The organism is Fimbriimonadaceae bacterium (assembly GCA_023957775.1).
Classification (GTDB): domain Bacteria; phylum Armatimonadota; class Fimbriimonadia; order Fimbriimonadales; family Fimbriimonadaceae; genus JAMLGR01.
Map to the genome: position 1 here is coordinate 37,409 of JAMLGR010000009.1, position 14,972 is coordinate 52,380.

Sequence of the window (14,972 nt, forward strand, 5' to 3'; positions counted from 1 at the left end):
ATGGAATCCGACGGGGGTGGGTGTCAAGCGTGGTGGGATCGCCCATACTCGAACCATGCTCGCGGCTGCCCTCCTCATCGCGGCGCCGGGCCCCGTGTTCCTCGATCGCACCCAGGCCCTTGGACTCGCCATCGGAGGCGATGGGGCGTGCTGGGCCGACTTCGATGGCGATGGCTGGCCCGACCTGTGCGCCGGCGGCACCGCCTGGCACAACGAGAAGGGCGTGCGGTTCACCAAGATCGCCGACACCGGACCATCCGTCGCCGCGGACTTCGACAACGACGGCCGCGTCGACCTGTTCTCGTGGTCGCCGCCCCGCCTTTGGCGCAACGCCGGCTCCGGATTCGAACCCACACCGCTGCCCGAACTCCCCAAGACCGTGTCCCGCGGCGCGTGCTGGGGCGACTTCAATGGTGATGGGTTCGTCGACCTCTACATCGGCGGCTACGAGGACTGGGACGCCGGAATCACCTACCCCGACATCCTCCTCATCAACCGGGGCGGCACGTCCTTCGAAGCCGCCTGGACCGATGCGACCGGACGCGCCCGCGGCGTGACAGCGTGCGACTTCGACCGCAACGGGACCCTCGACGTCTACGTCTCCAACTACCGCCTGATGCCCAACCGCCTTTGGCGGGGCGACGGCCAAGGCGCGTTCCAAGACGTCGCGCCTGCGCGCAACGCCGTCGCAACCTCCGAGGGCTTTGGCGGAGGGCACTCGATCGGCGCGTGCTGGGCCGACTTCGACAACGACGGCGAGTTCGATCTGTTCGCCGGCAACTTCGCCCACGTGGACTCGCGCGGCGACCAGCCCAAGTCCCGCTTCCTGCGCAACCTCGGCGCCGCCGGCGGCTACAAGTTCGAGGATCGGGGCTCCTGCGGCGTGTTCTACCAAGAGTCCTACGCGAGCCCCGCCGCGGGGGACGTCGACAACGATGGCGACCTCGACCTGCTGTTCACCACCGTGTACGCCACGGCGAGCTTCGGGCGCAAGAACTACCCCGTGCTCTACCGCAACGACGGCAAGTTTGCCCTCACCGATGCCACCGCCACGGCGGGCCTCTCCTTCCTGGGACCCACCTACCAGGCCGCCTGGGCCGACTTCGATCGCGATGGCGACCTGGACGTAGTGACTGACGGCAAGCTGTTCGTGAACCTGGGCACGCCGAATCAGTGGATTGAGGTGCGGCTGCGCGGCGACGGCAAGAGCGTCAACCGAGCCGCCATCGGCGCCCAAGTGCGGATCCGTCTGGGAGAAGAAACGTTGACCCGCCAGGTCGAGGCCGGCACCGGAGAAGGCAACCAGAACGACCTCACCCTCCACTTCGGGCTGGGGGCGCACCAAGGCCCCGTGGACCTCGAGGTGCTTTGGCCGAACCAAACGGTGCAGACGGTTCGAGGCGCCCGGCCCGGAACCATCGTCGAGGTTCGGTTTGCGCCCAAGTCTCTCAACAGGGACTGAGTCGGGTTGAACGGTTGAAGTGACGGTCGCAAATACCCTGGGTTCCACCCCCGCTGGATGGGCGCGCTGAGACTCTCTGCTCGGACGTGGAACTCACGCCCGTCGAGCGGGCGTGGCACCCGCTCACACACGGCTAGCCGTTTGTTGGGAAGCCCTCGGGCTTGGGGATGTTCTCCATCAGTTTCGCCACCCCCTGCATGGGGGTCAACTGCCCGTGGATCACAAGGTGGATCGTCTCGAAAATCGGAGTCTCCACCGCGTGCCGGCGCCCCAACAGCACGGCCGCGGCGCTGGTGGGTACGCCCTCGGCCACCTGGCCGATCGCCTCGAGCGCGTCGGCCAACGAACGCCCCTCGCCCAACGACCGACCCACCCGGTAGTTCCGCGACAGGCTGCTGGCCGCGGTGGCGAACAGGTCGCCGACCCCCGCCACCCCCATGAACGTCTCCACGCGCGCACCCATCGCCACCCCCAGCCGCGTCATCTCGCGCAGCCCACGCGCGAGCAAGGCGCCCTTCGTGTTGTCCCCGAACCCCAGACCGTCCGAAATGCCCGCGCCGATCGCCAGCACGTTCTTCAGCGCGCCCGCCAGCTCCACGCCGCGCACGTCGTCGCTCAGATACACCCGGAACGTGCCGCAGTTGAACAGCAGCGCGACCTCGCGCGCCGACTCCAAGCTCCGCGCCGCCGCCACCGCGACCGTGGGGATCTTGCGCGCGACCTCCACCGCCAGGTTCGGACCGCTCAGCACCGCAACGTCCGCGTCGGGACGCACCTCGGCGGCCACCTCGGCCGCCAGCTTGGCCGAGCCCGGCTCCAACCCCTTGCTCACCAGAATCGCGCGCGGCGCCGCGCCCGTCAAAAACGGCATCACCTCGCGCACCGCATTCGAAGGAACCGCTACGATCCACACCCCGCATTCCGGCAACGGCTCGCCGTCCCACGCGACCTCCAACCCGTCGGGGAACGCGAACCCGGGCAAATAGCGCAGGTTCTCGCGCGCCTGCCTCATCGCCTCGACTTCGTCGCGCTCGCGGCCCGCCAGCCGCACGGGGTGGCCGTTGCGCGCCAGCAAGATCGCCAGCGCCGTGCCCCAACTGCCGGCGCCTAGAACCGTGACCGTCATGCAGGCAGATTACTCTGGCATTGAGGCACAGAAGGGATTGGCACGCAAAGGACGCTAAGGGCCGCTAGGGGAAGCTCTTGGAAGAGGCGCGGTGGCGCTGTGGCGGTGGTTTGACTTCCGGCATCGGTGCGTTGGGGTCGGGCGGGGTTTTGAGGTCCTTCGCCAACGCCGGGTCGAACATCTCCGCGATCGCCAGGGCTCGCTTCTGGTTCGGACCGTCCCCCCACGCGAGCTGCACCAGCCCATCCAGGCCGCCCGCCTCGAGCATCCGCGCCCGCGCAGCCACCGGAACCCCTTTCTCCAAGAACTCCAGCCCCGCGGCCTGGACGTCCGCGTTCGATGCGTGGCACAGCGACGTCGCGACGTGCGCGGCATGGGGCACGTACCACTCCTGGCCCCCCGGCTCGAACAACGGCGCGAACGCCCCCACGTTTTTGCGCACCCACGCCGCCAACCCCTTCGCATCGTGGCGCGTCAACCCGTCCACGAGCCACTCGATCTGCCCCGCCTCCGCGGCGTGCGCGAGGAGCAGCTTCGGATCCCATACCCCCTTGTACTTCGCTTCGTCGAGCGGAACGCCGTATAGGTGTGCAAGCTCGTAGATACCCACGAGATAGTGCGACGTGCTCACCCCGATTCCGAGCCGCTCGTTGATCTGGTCGATCGAGGCGCCGTCGCGGTACGCCCACAGCTGTGCCTGATTCCAGGGTCCGCGGAAGCGCTGCTGCGAAATGGCGAATCCGAGGTCGAGGATCGTCGGGTCCGTGGTCGCGACCAGCGAATAGCCCACCTTCCCGTCGGGCTGCTTCTTCGCCATGTCGAGGCACGCCATGTACCCTTCGACCGCATCAACAACGGAGGGGCCGTGGCGGACGATGATCTCGGCGGTCGAGTTGGGCGGAATGTCCCATTGGAGGAAGTCGAGGTTCACCATGCTCTGGAATCCTCCGCTGTCGGGCTTGAACGTTGTTCCCGGCAGGAGGCCCATGCTGACGAGTTGCCCCGTCGCGTTGGTGGTCTCGAGGCTGAAGTTGTTGAGATCCTTCGCCTGGATACGGGTCGTGACACCGAACTTCGATGCGTCACCACCGGGAACCGCACAGTACTTCCCATCGCCCTCGTTGTCGATCACCAGACCCCCGACCTTGTAGCCCTTCCCCGGTTGGGGATTGGGAAGCATCATGCCGTGCGTCCAGGTGCCCGTGGGATTGGGAATCAGAAGACCTTTCGTATCGATGGCCCGTCTCTGCTCCGGCACGATCTGGCATGCGCAGCTCTCCACGGGATCCTCCTCGTGAAAGGCCTGATGCGGGATCTTGATCGTGCCCACGAGCGATGTGGCGTTGGCCAGCAGACGACCGTCCTTCACCACCGAGTAGGCGCAAAACAGCGAATAGAGACTGTAGTGGAACGTCCGCGACTGCGAGGAGCAAGGTTTGTCGTTCCAGTGTCCGCTCTTGTAGGTGTAGGTGTATTCCGACACGTGGTCTTGGATCGGCTTCATCGCCGCGTCGCGGACCTGGTTGGCCAAAGGGCCGGCTTGCGAGGCTCTCCCCCCGGCCTTGGCGATCTCCTTCGCCACCCCGGCTTCCCAAGAGGGGGCGCCACCCCCGGGTGCCGTCTCGAACTCGAACTCGGGCGTGAACGTGTGCTGGTGCAGCGCCGTGCAGGCCGAGTCGCACGTCGTGTCGCATTGCTGGTGCGAGAGGTGCTTCTTGCCGTTGCAAGCGAGCACGCACGTCGCCTTGAACGGGTACTCGCCGCTCGTCACGTGCGCCCAATAGGAGTGCGTCGTGACCGTAATCCCGCCACCCACATATCGCCGCCCCTCCACCGAGTCGGAAGGAACGTCCTTGTGCGGGATGTTGTCGGGCGCGCCGGTCTTGGTCCGCCCCTGCATGGAGATGTTCCCTGGCGCGCTGGCGATGGACAGGGCGAGGATCGCGGAAATCCACATGCGGACAGTATAAGTAACTGCCACGTTGCATGCAATGGACGGTAGGGGGCGTGTTGCACGCAAGGAACGCGAAGGGCGCAAAGGAAGGTTCGTCCGCCGTCATCCCGAGCGGCCGCCACCCAAGTCATCCCGACCAAGCCCACCAGGCATTCCTGCCAGTTGGCCTTCCGGTCCCGACGTCGCATACTGGTAGGGTGAATCGTTTGCTTCTCGCCAGCCTTGCCCTGCTCCCCGCCGCCGCGGGAGCGAACGTCCTTTACGACGGCTCCTCCGGCGTCCTGCCCGACGACGCTTCGTGGGGGTGGAGCTATGCGGCGACCGGCGGGAGCGCTTCGACGGGCGGCGGAATGGCGAACCTCGACACCACGGCGAACGACCTCTTCGCCGCAGGTTGGGGACGCACCGCACCGTTCAGCCTCGATGCGAGCACCGGCTTCACCGTCCGCTTCGACATCCAAATCCAAGCGGAAACCCATAGCGCGGCAAGCGCGGACAAGAACGGCGACGGCCTCGCGGACCGGGCCGGTTTCAGCATCATCGTCCTGGGGAGCGACGCCAAGGGGGTCGAGCTGGGATTCTGGCAGGACGAGGTTTGGGCCCAGCAGGAGACGCCCCTGTTCATCCACTCGCCGTCCAGCGAACGCGCGTTCCTCGACACCACGAGCCTCACGCGATACGACCTCACCATGGTCGGCAACGCGTTCGAGCTGAAGGCCAACGGGACAACGATCATGAACGGCACCCGGAAGGACTACTCCGCGTTCACCGGGTTCCCGGACCCTTACGAAACCCCCGACTTCCTGTTCTTCGGCGACAACACCACTTCGGCCTCGGGCCGAGCGGGCGTTTCTTGGGTCGAAGCCAACCCAGTTCCCGAACCCGCCACCCTGGCGGTTCTGGCGATGGGCGCCCTCGCCCTTCGTCCGCGCCGCCGACGGTGACGGGACGGTATCGTCCTGATATGTCCGACTTCGCCGCATCCTGGACGCTTTCGCGCGGGCGCTTCAACGCCGAGCTCGAGGGCCTGTCCGCCGAACAGTTGAACTGGAGGCTCCACTCCAACGCCCTCACCATCGGCGAGATGGCGCTCCACGTGGCGGGTGTGGAGGTCTCATTTCTCTCGCAGTTGCTCGGGACGGCGCTCTCGCCCCTTCATGCGCGCATCAAGGCGGCGGCGACCGAGGGGGTCGTGAACGACCACCCCTTCCCCTTCGCGGCCGAAGAGATCACCCCGACGCTGGTCGCGGAGGCCCTGGCGGACGCCCGCGCGATGGTCGAGCCCGTAATCGGCAATCCGTCGGACGCGGTCCGCGCCAAGGAGATCGTGAGCGCGCTCGGACCGGTGATCGACGGTACCGGCGCCTTGGCGCGCATCGCGTTCCACTCGGGCTACCACCAGGGGCAGGTGCACCTAATCCGCACCGCTCCCGGATTTCCGGCGTAGAAACGGCTCGCGCTGGGCACACCCCTCGGCAGAAGCCGGACGCCTCCGTGTATGATTCTAGGGAACTCGCCATGGATCGCAGGAAGACGCTTTCGGAACGCGAACACCAACTGCTCGACCTTGCGGCGTCGGGACACACCGACACGCGCATCGCGCATCTTCTCGGGATCAGCGAGGCGACGGTCGCGACGTACTGGGGGCGCATCCGGATCAAGCTGGGCCCCCTCAACCGCTCCGAACTCGTGGCGCGCTTCGTCCGCGAACAGTCTCAAGAGCTTGTGGATGAGCTGAAGCAGCGCAACCAGCAGCTTCTGACCGAGCTGCGCGAGCACAGCGCCCAGCCTCCAGTGGAGAACGACTCTTTCTACCGCGACCTGATCGAGCACGCTCCCGACGCCATCCTCATCGTGAACGAGCAAGGGGTCATCGAGACGGCCAACCGGGAGACCTGCCGCCTGTTCGGCTACGAGCTGGGTCAACTCGAGGGCCAGGATTTGACGGTGCTCATTCCCGATCGGTATCGCGAGGTCCACAAACGCCACCGGGAGGATTACACGTCGGGCGCGGATCGGAGGCGCATGGGCGAGCACCTCTCCACCGTGGGAAGGCACCGGCTGGGCCGCGAGTTTCGCATCGCAGCCACGCTGGCGCCCGCCGAATCGGCGGCGGGAATGCGCATCATGTGCATCATCCGCCCCGCCGGAGAAGCCCCTTAGGCCCCCGTGACCGCACGCCCGACGAGCGGGCGTGGCACCCGATACCCGACTCCCACTCCTGCCGCCGCTCCCAAGCCGCTCAAGGCCCACAAGAGGGCGGGCCGACCGTCTGGGGGGTTAGACGATCGGCCCGCAAGAGGTGCAATTGGCTTATGCGGGCGATGCCCGATTCGCCTAACCAAGTACCCGATCGGCTGAGCGGATCGACACCTTGCGGGGTCTGATCGCCTTCGCCTTCGGGACAACGACTGTGAGGATGCCGTTGTCGAACTTGGCTTCCACGTTCTCAGGGGTCAGGGGCTCGTCGAGCTTGAACGATCGCAGAAAAGCGCCATGGCCCCGCTCGAGACAGACGAACTCTTCCTTTCGCCCCTCGTCGCCGAACCCGCGCTCTCCGCGCACCGTCAGGAGGTCGCCCCGCACCTCAACCTCGACGTCTTGCTCTGTGAGCCCAGCGAGCTCGAACAAGAACGTCCATTCGCGATCAGTCTCGCGAACATCGATTGGAGGAATCCACCGCGGCGACGCCAACTCACCCAACCAACGCTCCCGCGCCTGACCGAAAAGGTCCGGGCTTGAAACGTCGGGGACGAACCGAGTCGTCATGATGGCAAATCCTCCCTGGCCAAGCGAACTTGACTGACTTCAGTGTGGGGGCAGACCCCGGCTCCGGCAAGACACCCTTTCCCCGTCATTCATTCCGAGGACAGAATCCGGGTGCCGCATGTAGATGGTTTGGATGACAGGGAAGCGTCTACTGGAGCATCTGCCAGGTCGTCCGTACACTCATAGGAGTCGACATGCGCGTCATCCTAGCTACAGACGGAGCGATCGAGGCGGACCTCGCGGAAGCGGTCTGCTCAAAGTTGCCTCTGCCCCCCGGCAGCATGGTCACCGTCGCGATGGCCGTGCACACCAGCGTGCCGATCGGGATCGGCCTGATCCCCGAAGCCACGCTGGCTGCCGACACCTGGATCGGCGAGAACCAGCGCATCCAGCGCATGGTCGCAGACCAGACGTTGCGGCGCGTCCACGAACGGATCGAGCAGCAGGGATTCCAAGCCGAAATGGCCCTGCTCGACGGAGACCCTGCGGAGCAGATCGAGCGCTTGGCGCAGGAGAAGGACGCCTCGCTGGTCGTCGTGGGAAGCGGCGTCACGGGAAGCGTGACCGCCATGCTTCTGGGGAGCGTGTCGAGACACCTTGTGCTCCACTGCGGCGCCTCGGTGCTGGTGGGCAAGCACTTCCAAGAGGTGCCTCCCGAGGGTTCGTACCAGCGCATCGTCGAGAAGGAGCATCTCGACGCGTTGCTCGCCGTGGACGGATCGCCCGGTTCGGACATGGGGATCCAGAGCCTTGAGGCGTTCCCTGACCCGGTGTTTCGCAAGCTGTTTGTCCTCTGCGTGGACAATGTGCCGAGCTGGCCGATCGTGCGCGCCAGCGACCGAACGACGGGCGCCCAAGCCGTGGCCGAACTGGCCGCACAGCGCTTGCAGGGCTGCGCGGCCGAGGTGATCCCCATCACGTCGGCGGGACGCCCCTCGGCCGCCATCGCGCACGAGGCGAAAACGCACGATGTGGACCTGATCGTTCTCGGCGCGAACCGCCACGGAACCATCGAACGGCTCCTCACGGGAAGCTGCGCGTACGAGACCGCCACTGCGGCCCCCTGCTCGGTGCTGATCGTGCGCGATGTGCTGCCCTTCGGATAGCGGGGGAACTCAAAAGTGCTCGCCGATAGCGGCCATCTTCGCGCCGCCGTCCGCGTATCCGATCGCGTTCGCCCCCTGGTTCCGGCCGGGATTGGGAAGCTGGGTGAGGTCGGGCAGTATAGGGCTCTAATCGAAATGTACAGGGTTTTGGCCGATTCGGAACCCACCGCCCGCCCCCGCACGGTAGATTTACGTAGCTCCTCGGGAGGGAGGCTTTTGCCCATGACTGCGTTCTTTTCTTCCCGGCGCGCCTGCGCGCCCGCTTCTTCGTCGTTCCTCCGCCTTGCCCTGTTGGCCGGCCTGAGCCTGTGCGCCGCGCAAGCCCCCGCTCAGGGCCACACCATCGGCACCGCCGTGCTCGCGGGACTCGAAGGCAACCGGGCGAACTGGGCCCTTGCCAATCGGTTCACATCCGAGGCGCTGCGCCCGTTCGTCTACAGCACCTCGATCCAACCGCGGTTTATCAACGACACCGACTCCTTCTGGTACTCGTGGCGAAGCAGCGACGGCACGACCTTCACCGTGGTCGACCCCAAGGAGAAGTCCAAAAAGCCACTCTTCGACAGCGCGGACATGGCCGCCAAACTCTCCGAGGCCACCAAGAAGCCGTTCGACGTCAACACGCTTCCCATCACCACGCTCACGTTCTCCAAGGATGCAAAGACCATCTCCTTCACCGCGGAAGGCCTGCGCTTTGAATACAACCTGGAAACCCAGGTGCTGAAGACCCTGGGCAAAGCCCCGACGCCCCCTGCGGGCGGCGGTGGCGCGTTCCAGGGGCGCGGGGGCGGAGGGGGACGCCGAGGCGGCCAGGGAGGCCCTCCCGGACAAGGGGGTCGCACCAGCTTCAAGAACGAGTCGCCCGACAAGAAGGCCTACGTCTACGCGCAGGACCACAACCTGTTCTACGTGGACGTCTCGGACGAAGAGCACCCCATCCAGCTCACCAAGGACGGCGAGGAGAACTACAGCTTCGGCGCCCGGGGCCAGGGCGGCGGCTTCCAAAGACAGCAACAACAAGAGGAGGAGCAGCAGCAACAGGACGAAGGCGAGCAGACGGGCACCGAGCGCCCCGCCCCGGAAACGCGCGTGCGGGCCAACGTCACGTGGTCGAAAGACTCCAAGTCCTTCTTCGTCACGCGGACCGACTCCCGCAAGGTCGCCGAGCTCTACCTCGTCAACGTGTTGGCCGAGCCCCGGCCCACGCTGATGTCGTACAAGTACTCGATGCCCGGCGAGGAGAACGTGCCCCAGCAAGAGGTGTTCGCCTTCGACCCCGCCACGAAAACGCTCAAACGGCTCAAGGTCGAGAAGTGGAAGGACCAGCGCGTCTCCGAGATCGACTGGCGCGAAGGCTCCTCGACCAAGCTTCGGTTCCTGCGGCGAGATCGCCTGCAGCGCAACAGCGAGTTCTGCGAGATGGACCTCGCCAGCGGCGAGACCACGTGCCTTATCCCCGAGTCCATCGTGGACGGGTTCCTCGAGCGCCAGCCCACGAAGGAGATCAAGCCCGGAGGCGACTTCATCTGGTGGTCGGAACGTTCCGGCTGGGGACACCTCTACCGCTACGATTACGAGGGCAAGCTCCTCAACGCGATCACCTCCGGTCCGTGGCGGGTCGAAGGCGTGACGGCCGTCGATCCCAAAACCGAGGAGGTCTGGTTCACCGCCACGGGCCGCGAGAAGGGCGAGAACCCCTACTACACCCACCTCTACCGGGTGAAGTTCGACGGCTCGGATCTCAAGCTCATCGATCCCGGCGATGCCGACCACAGTTCGACCCTTGCCCCCTCACGCAAGTTCGCGGTCGACGTGTTCTCGCGCGCGGACATGGCCCCCAAAGCCGTGGTGCGCGACGCGAACGGCAAGGTCGTCATGGAACTCGAGGAGACGGATCTCACCCGCCTTCGGGAAACGGGCTGGCAGATGCCGGAGACCTTCCAGGTGAAAGCCGCGGACGGGACGACGGACATCTACGGCGTGATGTGGAAGCCGATCGACTTCGACCCCGCCAAGAAGTATCCGATCATCGCCAACGTCTATCCCGGTCCGCAGACGGAGAGCGTCATCAGCACGTTCAGCGCGACGGCGAACAACCAGCGGATCGCGCAACTCGGGTTCATCGTGATCCAGATCGGCAACCGTGGGGGCAACCCGAAGCGATCGAACGCGTACCACAGCTTCGGCTACTACAACCTGCGGGACTACGGCCTGGCCGACAAGAAGGCCGGCATCGAGCAGCTCGCGCTTCTCCACCCGTGGATCGACATCGACCGGGTCGGCATCTACGGCCACTCGGGCGGCGGGTTCATGACCGCCGCCGCGCTGATGCAGCCTCCGTACAACGACTTCTTCAAAGTCGGCGTGTCGAGCTCGGGCAACCACGACAACAACATCTACAACCAGAACTGGTCCGAGCAGAACCACGGCCTCAAGGAGGTTATGGAGCTGAAGGACGGCGAGTTCGTGTCCAAGTTCGAGATCAAGGTGCCGACGAACATCGAGCTGGCGCCGAACCTCAAAGGCAAGCTGCTCCTGGTGACCGGGGACATGGACAACAACGTGCACCCCGGCAACACGATCCGGCTCGTGAACGCCCTCATCAAGGCGAACAAGCGGTTCGACCTCATGATCATGCCGGGCAAGGCCCACGGCTACGGCGACATGCAAGGCTACTTCAACCAGATGCTGATGGAGTACTTCGCCGAGCACCTGCTGGGCGACAACTACCGCAACAGCGCGGACATGGACGACCATCGGGGAGGGTAGGAGTCGTTTATCGTTTGTCGTTTATCGTTTGTCGTTTGTCGTAGGAACGGTATGGGCTCCATTTGGACGAGCGACCGGATCGGACCCTTCCTGATCCGGCAGATCTTCGGTGGCGTTCTTCTCTTGGGCGCCACCGTCCTGTCCTTTGCCGTCGGGGTCAATCCGCTCGACGACCTCAACGGGATGTTCGGCCTTTGGGCCCTGTTCTCCATGTCGCTGATGGTGCCGCCCAGATGGCTCGCCTGGGCCCTCGCGTTCGACGGTCTGGCCCTCGCCGTTCTCGGGGTCTACTGGCTGCTGCAGTGGAGCGGAGGGAACGGCAAGGCCCTCTCTCCAGCGCTGGGGTTCCTCTTTGCTTCGCTCTGTTGTTTCGCCGCCGGCAGAATCGCCTCGCGAGGCAAAGCACGCTCAGAAAAGTGCTAGCCCGATTCCCGATTCCCGATTCCCGACTCCCGACTCCCGATTCCCGACTCCCGTCCCTACCCCTTCAGCCCCGTCGCCGCGATCCCCTGAATGAACTGCTTCTGCGTGAAGAAGAACAGGATGATCACGGGCGCGACCACGATCGTCGAGGCGGCCATGAGCAGATTCCACTGCGTGCCGCCGTGCTGGCTTTGGTAGAACTGCAGCCCCAGCGAGAGCGTGAACGTGTCCTGGTCCTGCAGGTAGATGAGCGGTCCGAGGAAGTCGTTCCACGTGGCCATGAAGTGGAACAGGGCGACCACGGCGAGCGCCGGCTTGGCGAGCGGGACGATCACATCGCGGAAGATGCGCCACTCGGAGGCGCCGTCGAGCTTCGCGGCCTCGGAGAGCTCGAACGGGATGGTGCGGAAGAACTGGCGGAGCAGGAAGATGCTGAACGCGCTGCCAAAGAACGTCGGCACCCAGAGCGGCCGAAACGTGCCGATCCAACCGAGGTTGCGAAACAGCTCGTAGATGGGCACCATCAGCACAGGGAACGGAACCATCATCGTGGCGAGCGTGACGGCGAACGCGATGTCCCGTCCGGGCCACCGAAGCCGTGAGAACGCGTACGCCACCACGGAGTTGGAGAACAAGGTTCCGGCGACGCCGAGGATCGCCAACAGCAACGTGTTGCGCGCGTAGATCACGAACGGGATGAACCCGACCTTGTCGCTCCCGTACGTGATCGCGTCGACGTAGCTCGACCAATTCCAGTGCTTGGGGATCCACGTCGGCGGAATCTGCATGGTCTCTTCGATCGGCTTGACCGAGGTGGAGAGCATCCAGATGAGCGGAAACAGGAAGAGGATGGACAGCACGACCAGCACGACGTGGATCAACGTGATGCGCCACACCTGGGTGCGCTTCATCGAGATCCCCTTCCTAGGCCCCATCTTCCCGTTCACCGCTGGCTCCTTGAGATGGGACCTCGTGCGACCAACGACCAACGACGATCGACAAACGCTCCCATCAGCCCCCTCCGTAGTGGACGTGCTTGTCCGTCAGGCGCAGGCTCACCAACGTGAGCACCAGGATGATGATGAACATGATCCAGCCCATGGCGCACGCGTAGCCCATCTTGTGGTACTTGAACGCGTTGTCGAACAGGTAGGTCGTGTAGAAGTAGGTCGAGCGCGCCGGGCTGCCGTTGGGGAACATCACGTAGGGCACCGTGAAGATCTGCAGCGTCCCGATGATGCCCATGATCAAGTTGAACAGGATCACCGGCGAAATCATCGGCAACGTGACGTTTCGGGTCCGTTGCCAGGCGCCCGCGCCATCGAGCTCGGCGGCCTCGTAGAGCGATGTCGGGACGTCCTGCAGACCCGCGAGGTAGATCACCATCGCGTTGCCCATGCCCCACACCCCCATCAGCACCAACGCGGGCTTCGACCACATCGGGTCGGTGAGCCAGTTCGGCGCAGGAAGGCCCACGCCTCGAATGGCCTGGTTCACCAGCCCGTGCTCGCTGTTGAACATCCACAGCCAGAGCACGGCGAGCGACACCATCGGCACGAGTGACGGCAGGAAGAAGATCGTCCGGTACACGGTCTGGCCGCGCACCTTCGTGTTCAGCAGCATGGCCAAGCCGAGCGCCACGACCATGCCCAACGGCAGCGCGAAGGCCGCGTAGTAGAACGTGTTGCCCAGCGTGGCCCAAAACAGCTCGTCGGCGAACAGGCCCTTGTAGTTCGCGCCGCCGATCCATACCGGCGCCTTCAACACCGAGTAATCGCAGAACGAGTAGTAAAGCGAAGCGAGGAGCGGATAGAGCAGAAAACCCGAAAACCCGATGATCCACGGCGCCGCGAACAACAGGGCGATGCGCGTTTCCGACCGGCGCTGGCGACCGGGCCCGACCTTCTGCTGTCGGTCGGGGGTCACCTGTTTCCCTCCCGCGCCTGCTGGCGCATCAGGTAGTCGTCCAACTTCGCTTGAACCCGGACTTGGACGTAGTCGAGGGCTTCCTTCGGGGTCTTCCGCATGAGCGCGATCTCGTCGAACGCGGCGTTCAGTTCGGCGCTGTACTCCGGCCAGATCGCCAGTTTTGGCGGCGAGACCACGGCGACCTTGCCCGGCAGCTCCGCGAACAGGCGGATGTTGGGGTTCTTGCTCGTCTGCCAGAAGTGATCGCTCACCTTGCGCAAGGGAGAGTGTTTGCGCTGTCCCAGGCACAGCATCTCCATGGCCTTCTGCGACTGCACGTAACGGATGAACTCGAACGCCTCGTCGGGGTGCTTCGCGCCGCGTGGAATGACCAGAATGTCGAGGTCGGCGAACGTCAGTCCCGAGAGATCGGGACGATCCGCGGGGTGGGGAAACGGCACCGCGGCCCACTCCAACTTCGGGGCGAACTGGGAGATGAAGTTGAACATCCAGACGCCCTGGAGCTCCATGGCGACCTTCTCCGCCAGGAAGGCGTTCTGAGGCGACGCGAAGTTGCCGAACCCGCTTCGGAACGACTGCAGATCCGACGCCCCGTACCGCTTCGAGTAGCCCTGCACCCACTCGAACGCCCGCACATTCTCAGGAGAGTTGGCCGTGATCTTGTCCTTGCCGTCCCACAGCTTGCCGCCGAAGACGAACCCCCAGCCCCAGTTCCACCACCCGGGCTCGGCGGGCAGGAAGCCCGATTGGACGACCCGACCGCTTGCGTCCCGCTTGGTCAGCTTCTCGGCCATGGCGTCCATCTGCTCGATGGTCTCCGGCGGCTTCTCGGGGTCCAATCCCGCCTGTCGGAACAGCCGCTTGTTGTAGTGGAGGGCGGTCGAGGCCGGGGTGGTCGGGAGCGCATAGAGGCCGCCGCGGATCGAACAGATATCCCAGTAGATCGGGATGTAGTCCTCCTCCTTGATGCCGAACTTGCGGCAGTAATCGTCGAGGGGCAGGATCGCTCCGTCGTCCACGTACCAGGCCACGTTGGGACCATACAGTCCCGCCACATCGGGCGGGTTCCCACCCGCCGTGGCGAAGAGCGTCTTGTCTTCGATGCCTGCGACCGAGAGCATCTTCACGAAGATGCGGTTCTGGCTGCGGTTGAACTCGTCGACCACGGCCCGCATGGCGTCTCCCTCGAAACCCGTCCATTTCTCCCAGTAGGTCACGACCACGCGATCGCCCTGGGGCGGAGGTGCCGTGACCCGCTCCGAGGCCACGAAGGCTGCCAACACCACGATGCCGATAAGAGGCATGCCGAGTTTGGGGAGCGTCGACACCCCACCATCTTCGCACATTCGAGCGCCTCGGCGAAATCTAGGTCGTCCGCACTACACTTGGGGGAGCGATGAACGTCTGCGTCTACGACCCTCCCCGGGACTTCAC

General features: G+C 65.0%; 13 protein-coding genes. 7 read left to right on the forward strand and 6 right to left on the reverse strand.

The annotated features are described in order from the left end of the window. Positions 1-55: 55 nt before the first annotated feature. Positions 56-1,462 (forward strand): CRTAC1 family protein, encoded by a 1,407-nt coding sequence (locus M9921_09145; protein MCO5297010.1) that lies wholly within the window; start codon positions 56-58, stop codon positions 1,460-1,462. Positions 1,463-1,595: 133 nt separating this feature from the next. Here the strand turns inward: M9921_09145 and M9921_09150 are convergent, their stop codons facing one another. Continuing rightward, entirely contained in the window at positions 1,596-2,588 is a 993-nt protein-coding gene (locus tag M9921_09150; protein ID MCO5297011.1) for an NAD(P)-dependent glycerol-3-phosphate dehydrogenase, read from the reverse strand. 64 nt (positions 2,589-2,652) lie between these two features. Continuing rightward, complete coding sequence (locus tag M9921_09155) at positions 2,653-4,545, reverse strand: hypothetical protein (GenBank protein MCO5297012.1); 1,893 nt, start codon at positions 4,543-4,545, stop codon at positions 2,653-2,655. 194 nt (positions 4,546-4,739) lie between these two features. Between M9921_09155 and M9921_09160 the strand changes: the two genes are divergently transcribed. The 3 genes from M9921_09160 (at position 4,740) to M9921_09170 (ending at position 6,705) form a co-directional block, all read left to right on the forward strand. Then, positions 4,740-5,486, forward strand: coding sequence for a PEP-CTERM sorting domain-containing protein (locus tag M9921_09160; protein ID MCO5297013.1), 747 nt, complete (start codon positions 4,740-4,742; stop codon positions 5,484-5,486). Positions 5,487-5,506: 20 nt separating this feature from the next. Then, positions 5,507-5,989 carry a DinB family protein gene (locus M9921_09165; protein ID MCO5297014.1) on the forward strand — a complete coding sequence of 161 codons (483 nt, stop codon included), beginning with the start codon at positions 5,507-5,509 and terminating at the stop codon, positions 5,987-5,989. Between the two features lie 71 nt (positions 5,990-6,060). After that, on the forward strand, positions 6,061-6,705 hold the full coding sequence (locus M9921_09170; GenBank protein ID MCO5297015.1) for a PAS domain S-box protein: 645 nt from the start codon (positions 6,061-6,063) through the stop codon (positions 6,703-6,705). A gap of 174 nt (positions 6,706-6,879) precedes the next feature. On the opposite strand, the gene M9921_09175 is transcribed toward M9921_09170, so the two are convergent. After that, positions 6,880-7,311 carry an Hsp20/alpha crystallin family protein gene (locus tag M9921_09175; protein ID MCO5297016.1) on the reverse strand — a complete coding sequence of 144 codons (432 nt, stop codon included), beginning with the start codon at positions 7,309-7,311 and terminating at the stop codon, positions 6,880-6,882. A 194-nt stretch (positions 7,312-7,505) separates the two neighbouring features. Between M9921_09175 and M9921_09180 the strand changes: the two genes are divergently transcribed. From M9921_09180 to M9921_09190, 3 genes are all read left to right on the forward strand, one after another. Beyond that, a complete protein-coding gene (locus M9921_09180; GenBank protein MCO5297017.1) occupies positions 7,506-8,417 on the forward strand; it encodes a universal stress protein in 912 nt (303 codons plus the stop codon). A 222-nt stretch (positions 8,418-8,639) separates the two neighbouring features. Then, a complete protein-coding gene (locus M9921_09185) occupies positions 8,640-11,186 on the forward strand; it encodes a DPP IV N-terminal domain-containing protein (protein ID MCO5297018.1) in 2,547 nt (848 codons plus the stop codon). Between the two features lie 51 nt (positions 11,187-11,237). Next, positions 11,238-11,609: a hypothetical protein gene (locus M9921_09190; GenBank protein MCO5297019.1), complete on the forward strand. Its 372-nt coding sequence runs from the start codon at positions 11,238-11,240 to the stop codon at positions 11,607-11,609. A gap of 56 nt (positions 11,610-11,665) precedes the next feature. Here M9921_09190 and M9921_09195 read toward each other — a convergent pair whose 3' ends face one another. The 3 genes from M9921_09195 to M9921_09205 form a co-directional block, all read right to left on the reverse strand. Then, positions 11,666-12,520, reverse strand: coding sequence for a carbohydrate ABC transporter permease (locus M9921_09195; protein MCO5297020.1), 855 nt, complete (start codon positions 12,518-12,520; stop codon positions 11,666-11,668). A gap of 100 nt (positions 12,521-12,620) precedes the next feature. Then, positions 12,621-13,535, reverse strand: coding sequence for a sugar ABC transporter permease (locus tag M9921_09200; GenBank protein MCO5297021.1), 915 nt, complete (start codon positions 13,533-13,535; stop codon positions 12,621-12,623). Next, positions 13,532-14,884 carry an ABC transporter substrate-binding protein gene (locus tag M9921_09205; GenBank protein ID MCO5297022.1) on the reverse strand — a complete coding sequence of 451 codons (1,353 nt, stop codon included), beginning with the start codon at positions 14,882-14,884 and terminating at the stop codon, positions 13,532-13,534. The genes M9921_09200 and M9921_09205 overlap by 4 nt, the downstream gene beginning before the upstream one ends. Positions 14,885-14,972: the final 88 nt, after the last annotated feature.

Excerpts from the sequence above, each read along its gene's own strand:
- M9921_09205 (MCO5297022.1), bottom strand. The coding sequence starts at position 14,884 with ATGTGCGAAGATGGTGGGGTGTCGACGCTCCCCAAACTCGGCATGCCT.
- M9921_09170 (MCO5297015.1), top strand. The coding sequence starts at position 6,061 with ATGGATCGCAGGAAGACGCTTTCGGAACGCGAACACCAACTGCTCGAC.
- M9921_09180 (MCO5297017.1), top strand. The coding sequence starts at position 7,506 with ATGCGCGTCATCCTAGCTACAGACGGAGCGATCGAGGCGGACCTCGCG.
- M9921_09175 (MCO5297016.1), bottom strand. The coding sequence starts at position 7,311 with ATGACGACTCGGTTCGTCCCCGACGTTTCAAGCCCGGACCTTTTCGGT.
- M9921_09185 (MCO5297018.1), top strand. The coding sequence starts at position 8,640 with ATGACTGCGTTCTTTTCTTCCCGGCGCGCCTGCGCGCCCGCTTCTTCG.
- M9921_09195 (MCO5297020.1), bottom strand. The coding sequence starts at position 12,520 with ATGAAGCGCACCCAGGTGTGGCGCATCACGTTGATCCACGTCGTGCTG.
- M9921_09150 (MCO5297011.1), bottom strand. The coding sequence starts at position 2,588 with ATGACGGTCACGGTTCTAGGCGCCGGCAGTTGGGGCACGGCGCTGGCG.
- M9921_09165 (MCO5297014.1), top strand. The coding sequence starts at position 5,507 with ATGTCCGACTTCGCCGCATCCTGGACGCTTTCGCGCGGGCGCTTCAAC.
- M9921_09155 (MCO5297012.1), bottom strand. The coding sequence starts at position 4,545 with ATGTGGATTTCCGCGATCCTCGCCCTGTCCATCGCCAGCGCGCCAGGG.
- M9921_09145 (MCO5297010.1), top strand. The coding sequence starts at position 56 with ATGCTCGCGGCTGCCCTCCTCATCGCGGCGCCGGGCCCCGTGTTCCTC.
- M9921_09190 (MCO5297019.1), top strand. The coding sequence starts at position 11,238 with ATGGGCTCCATTTGGACGAGCGACCGGATCGGACCCTTCCTGATCCGG.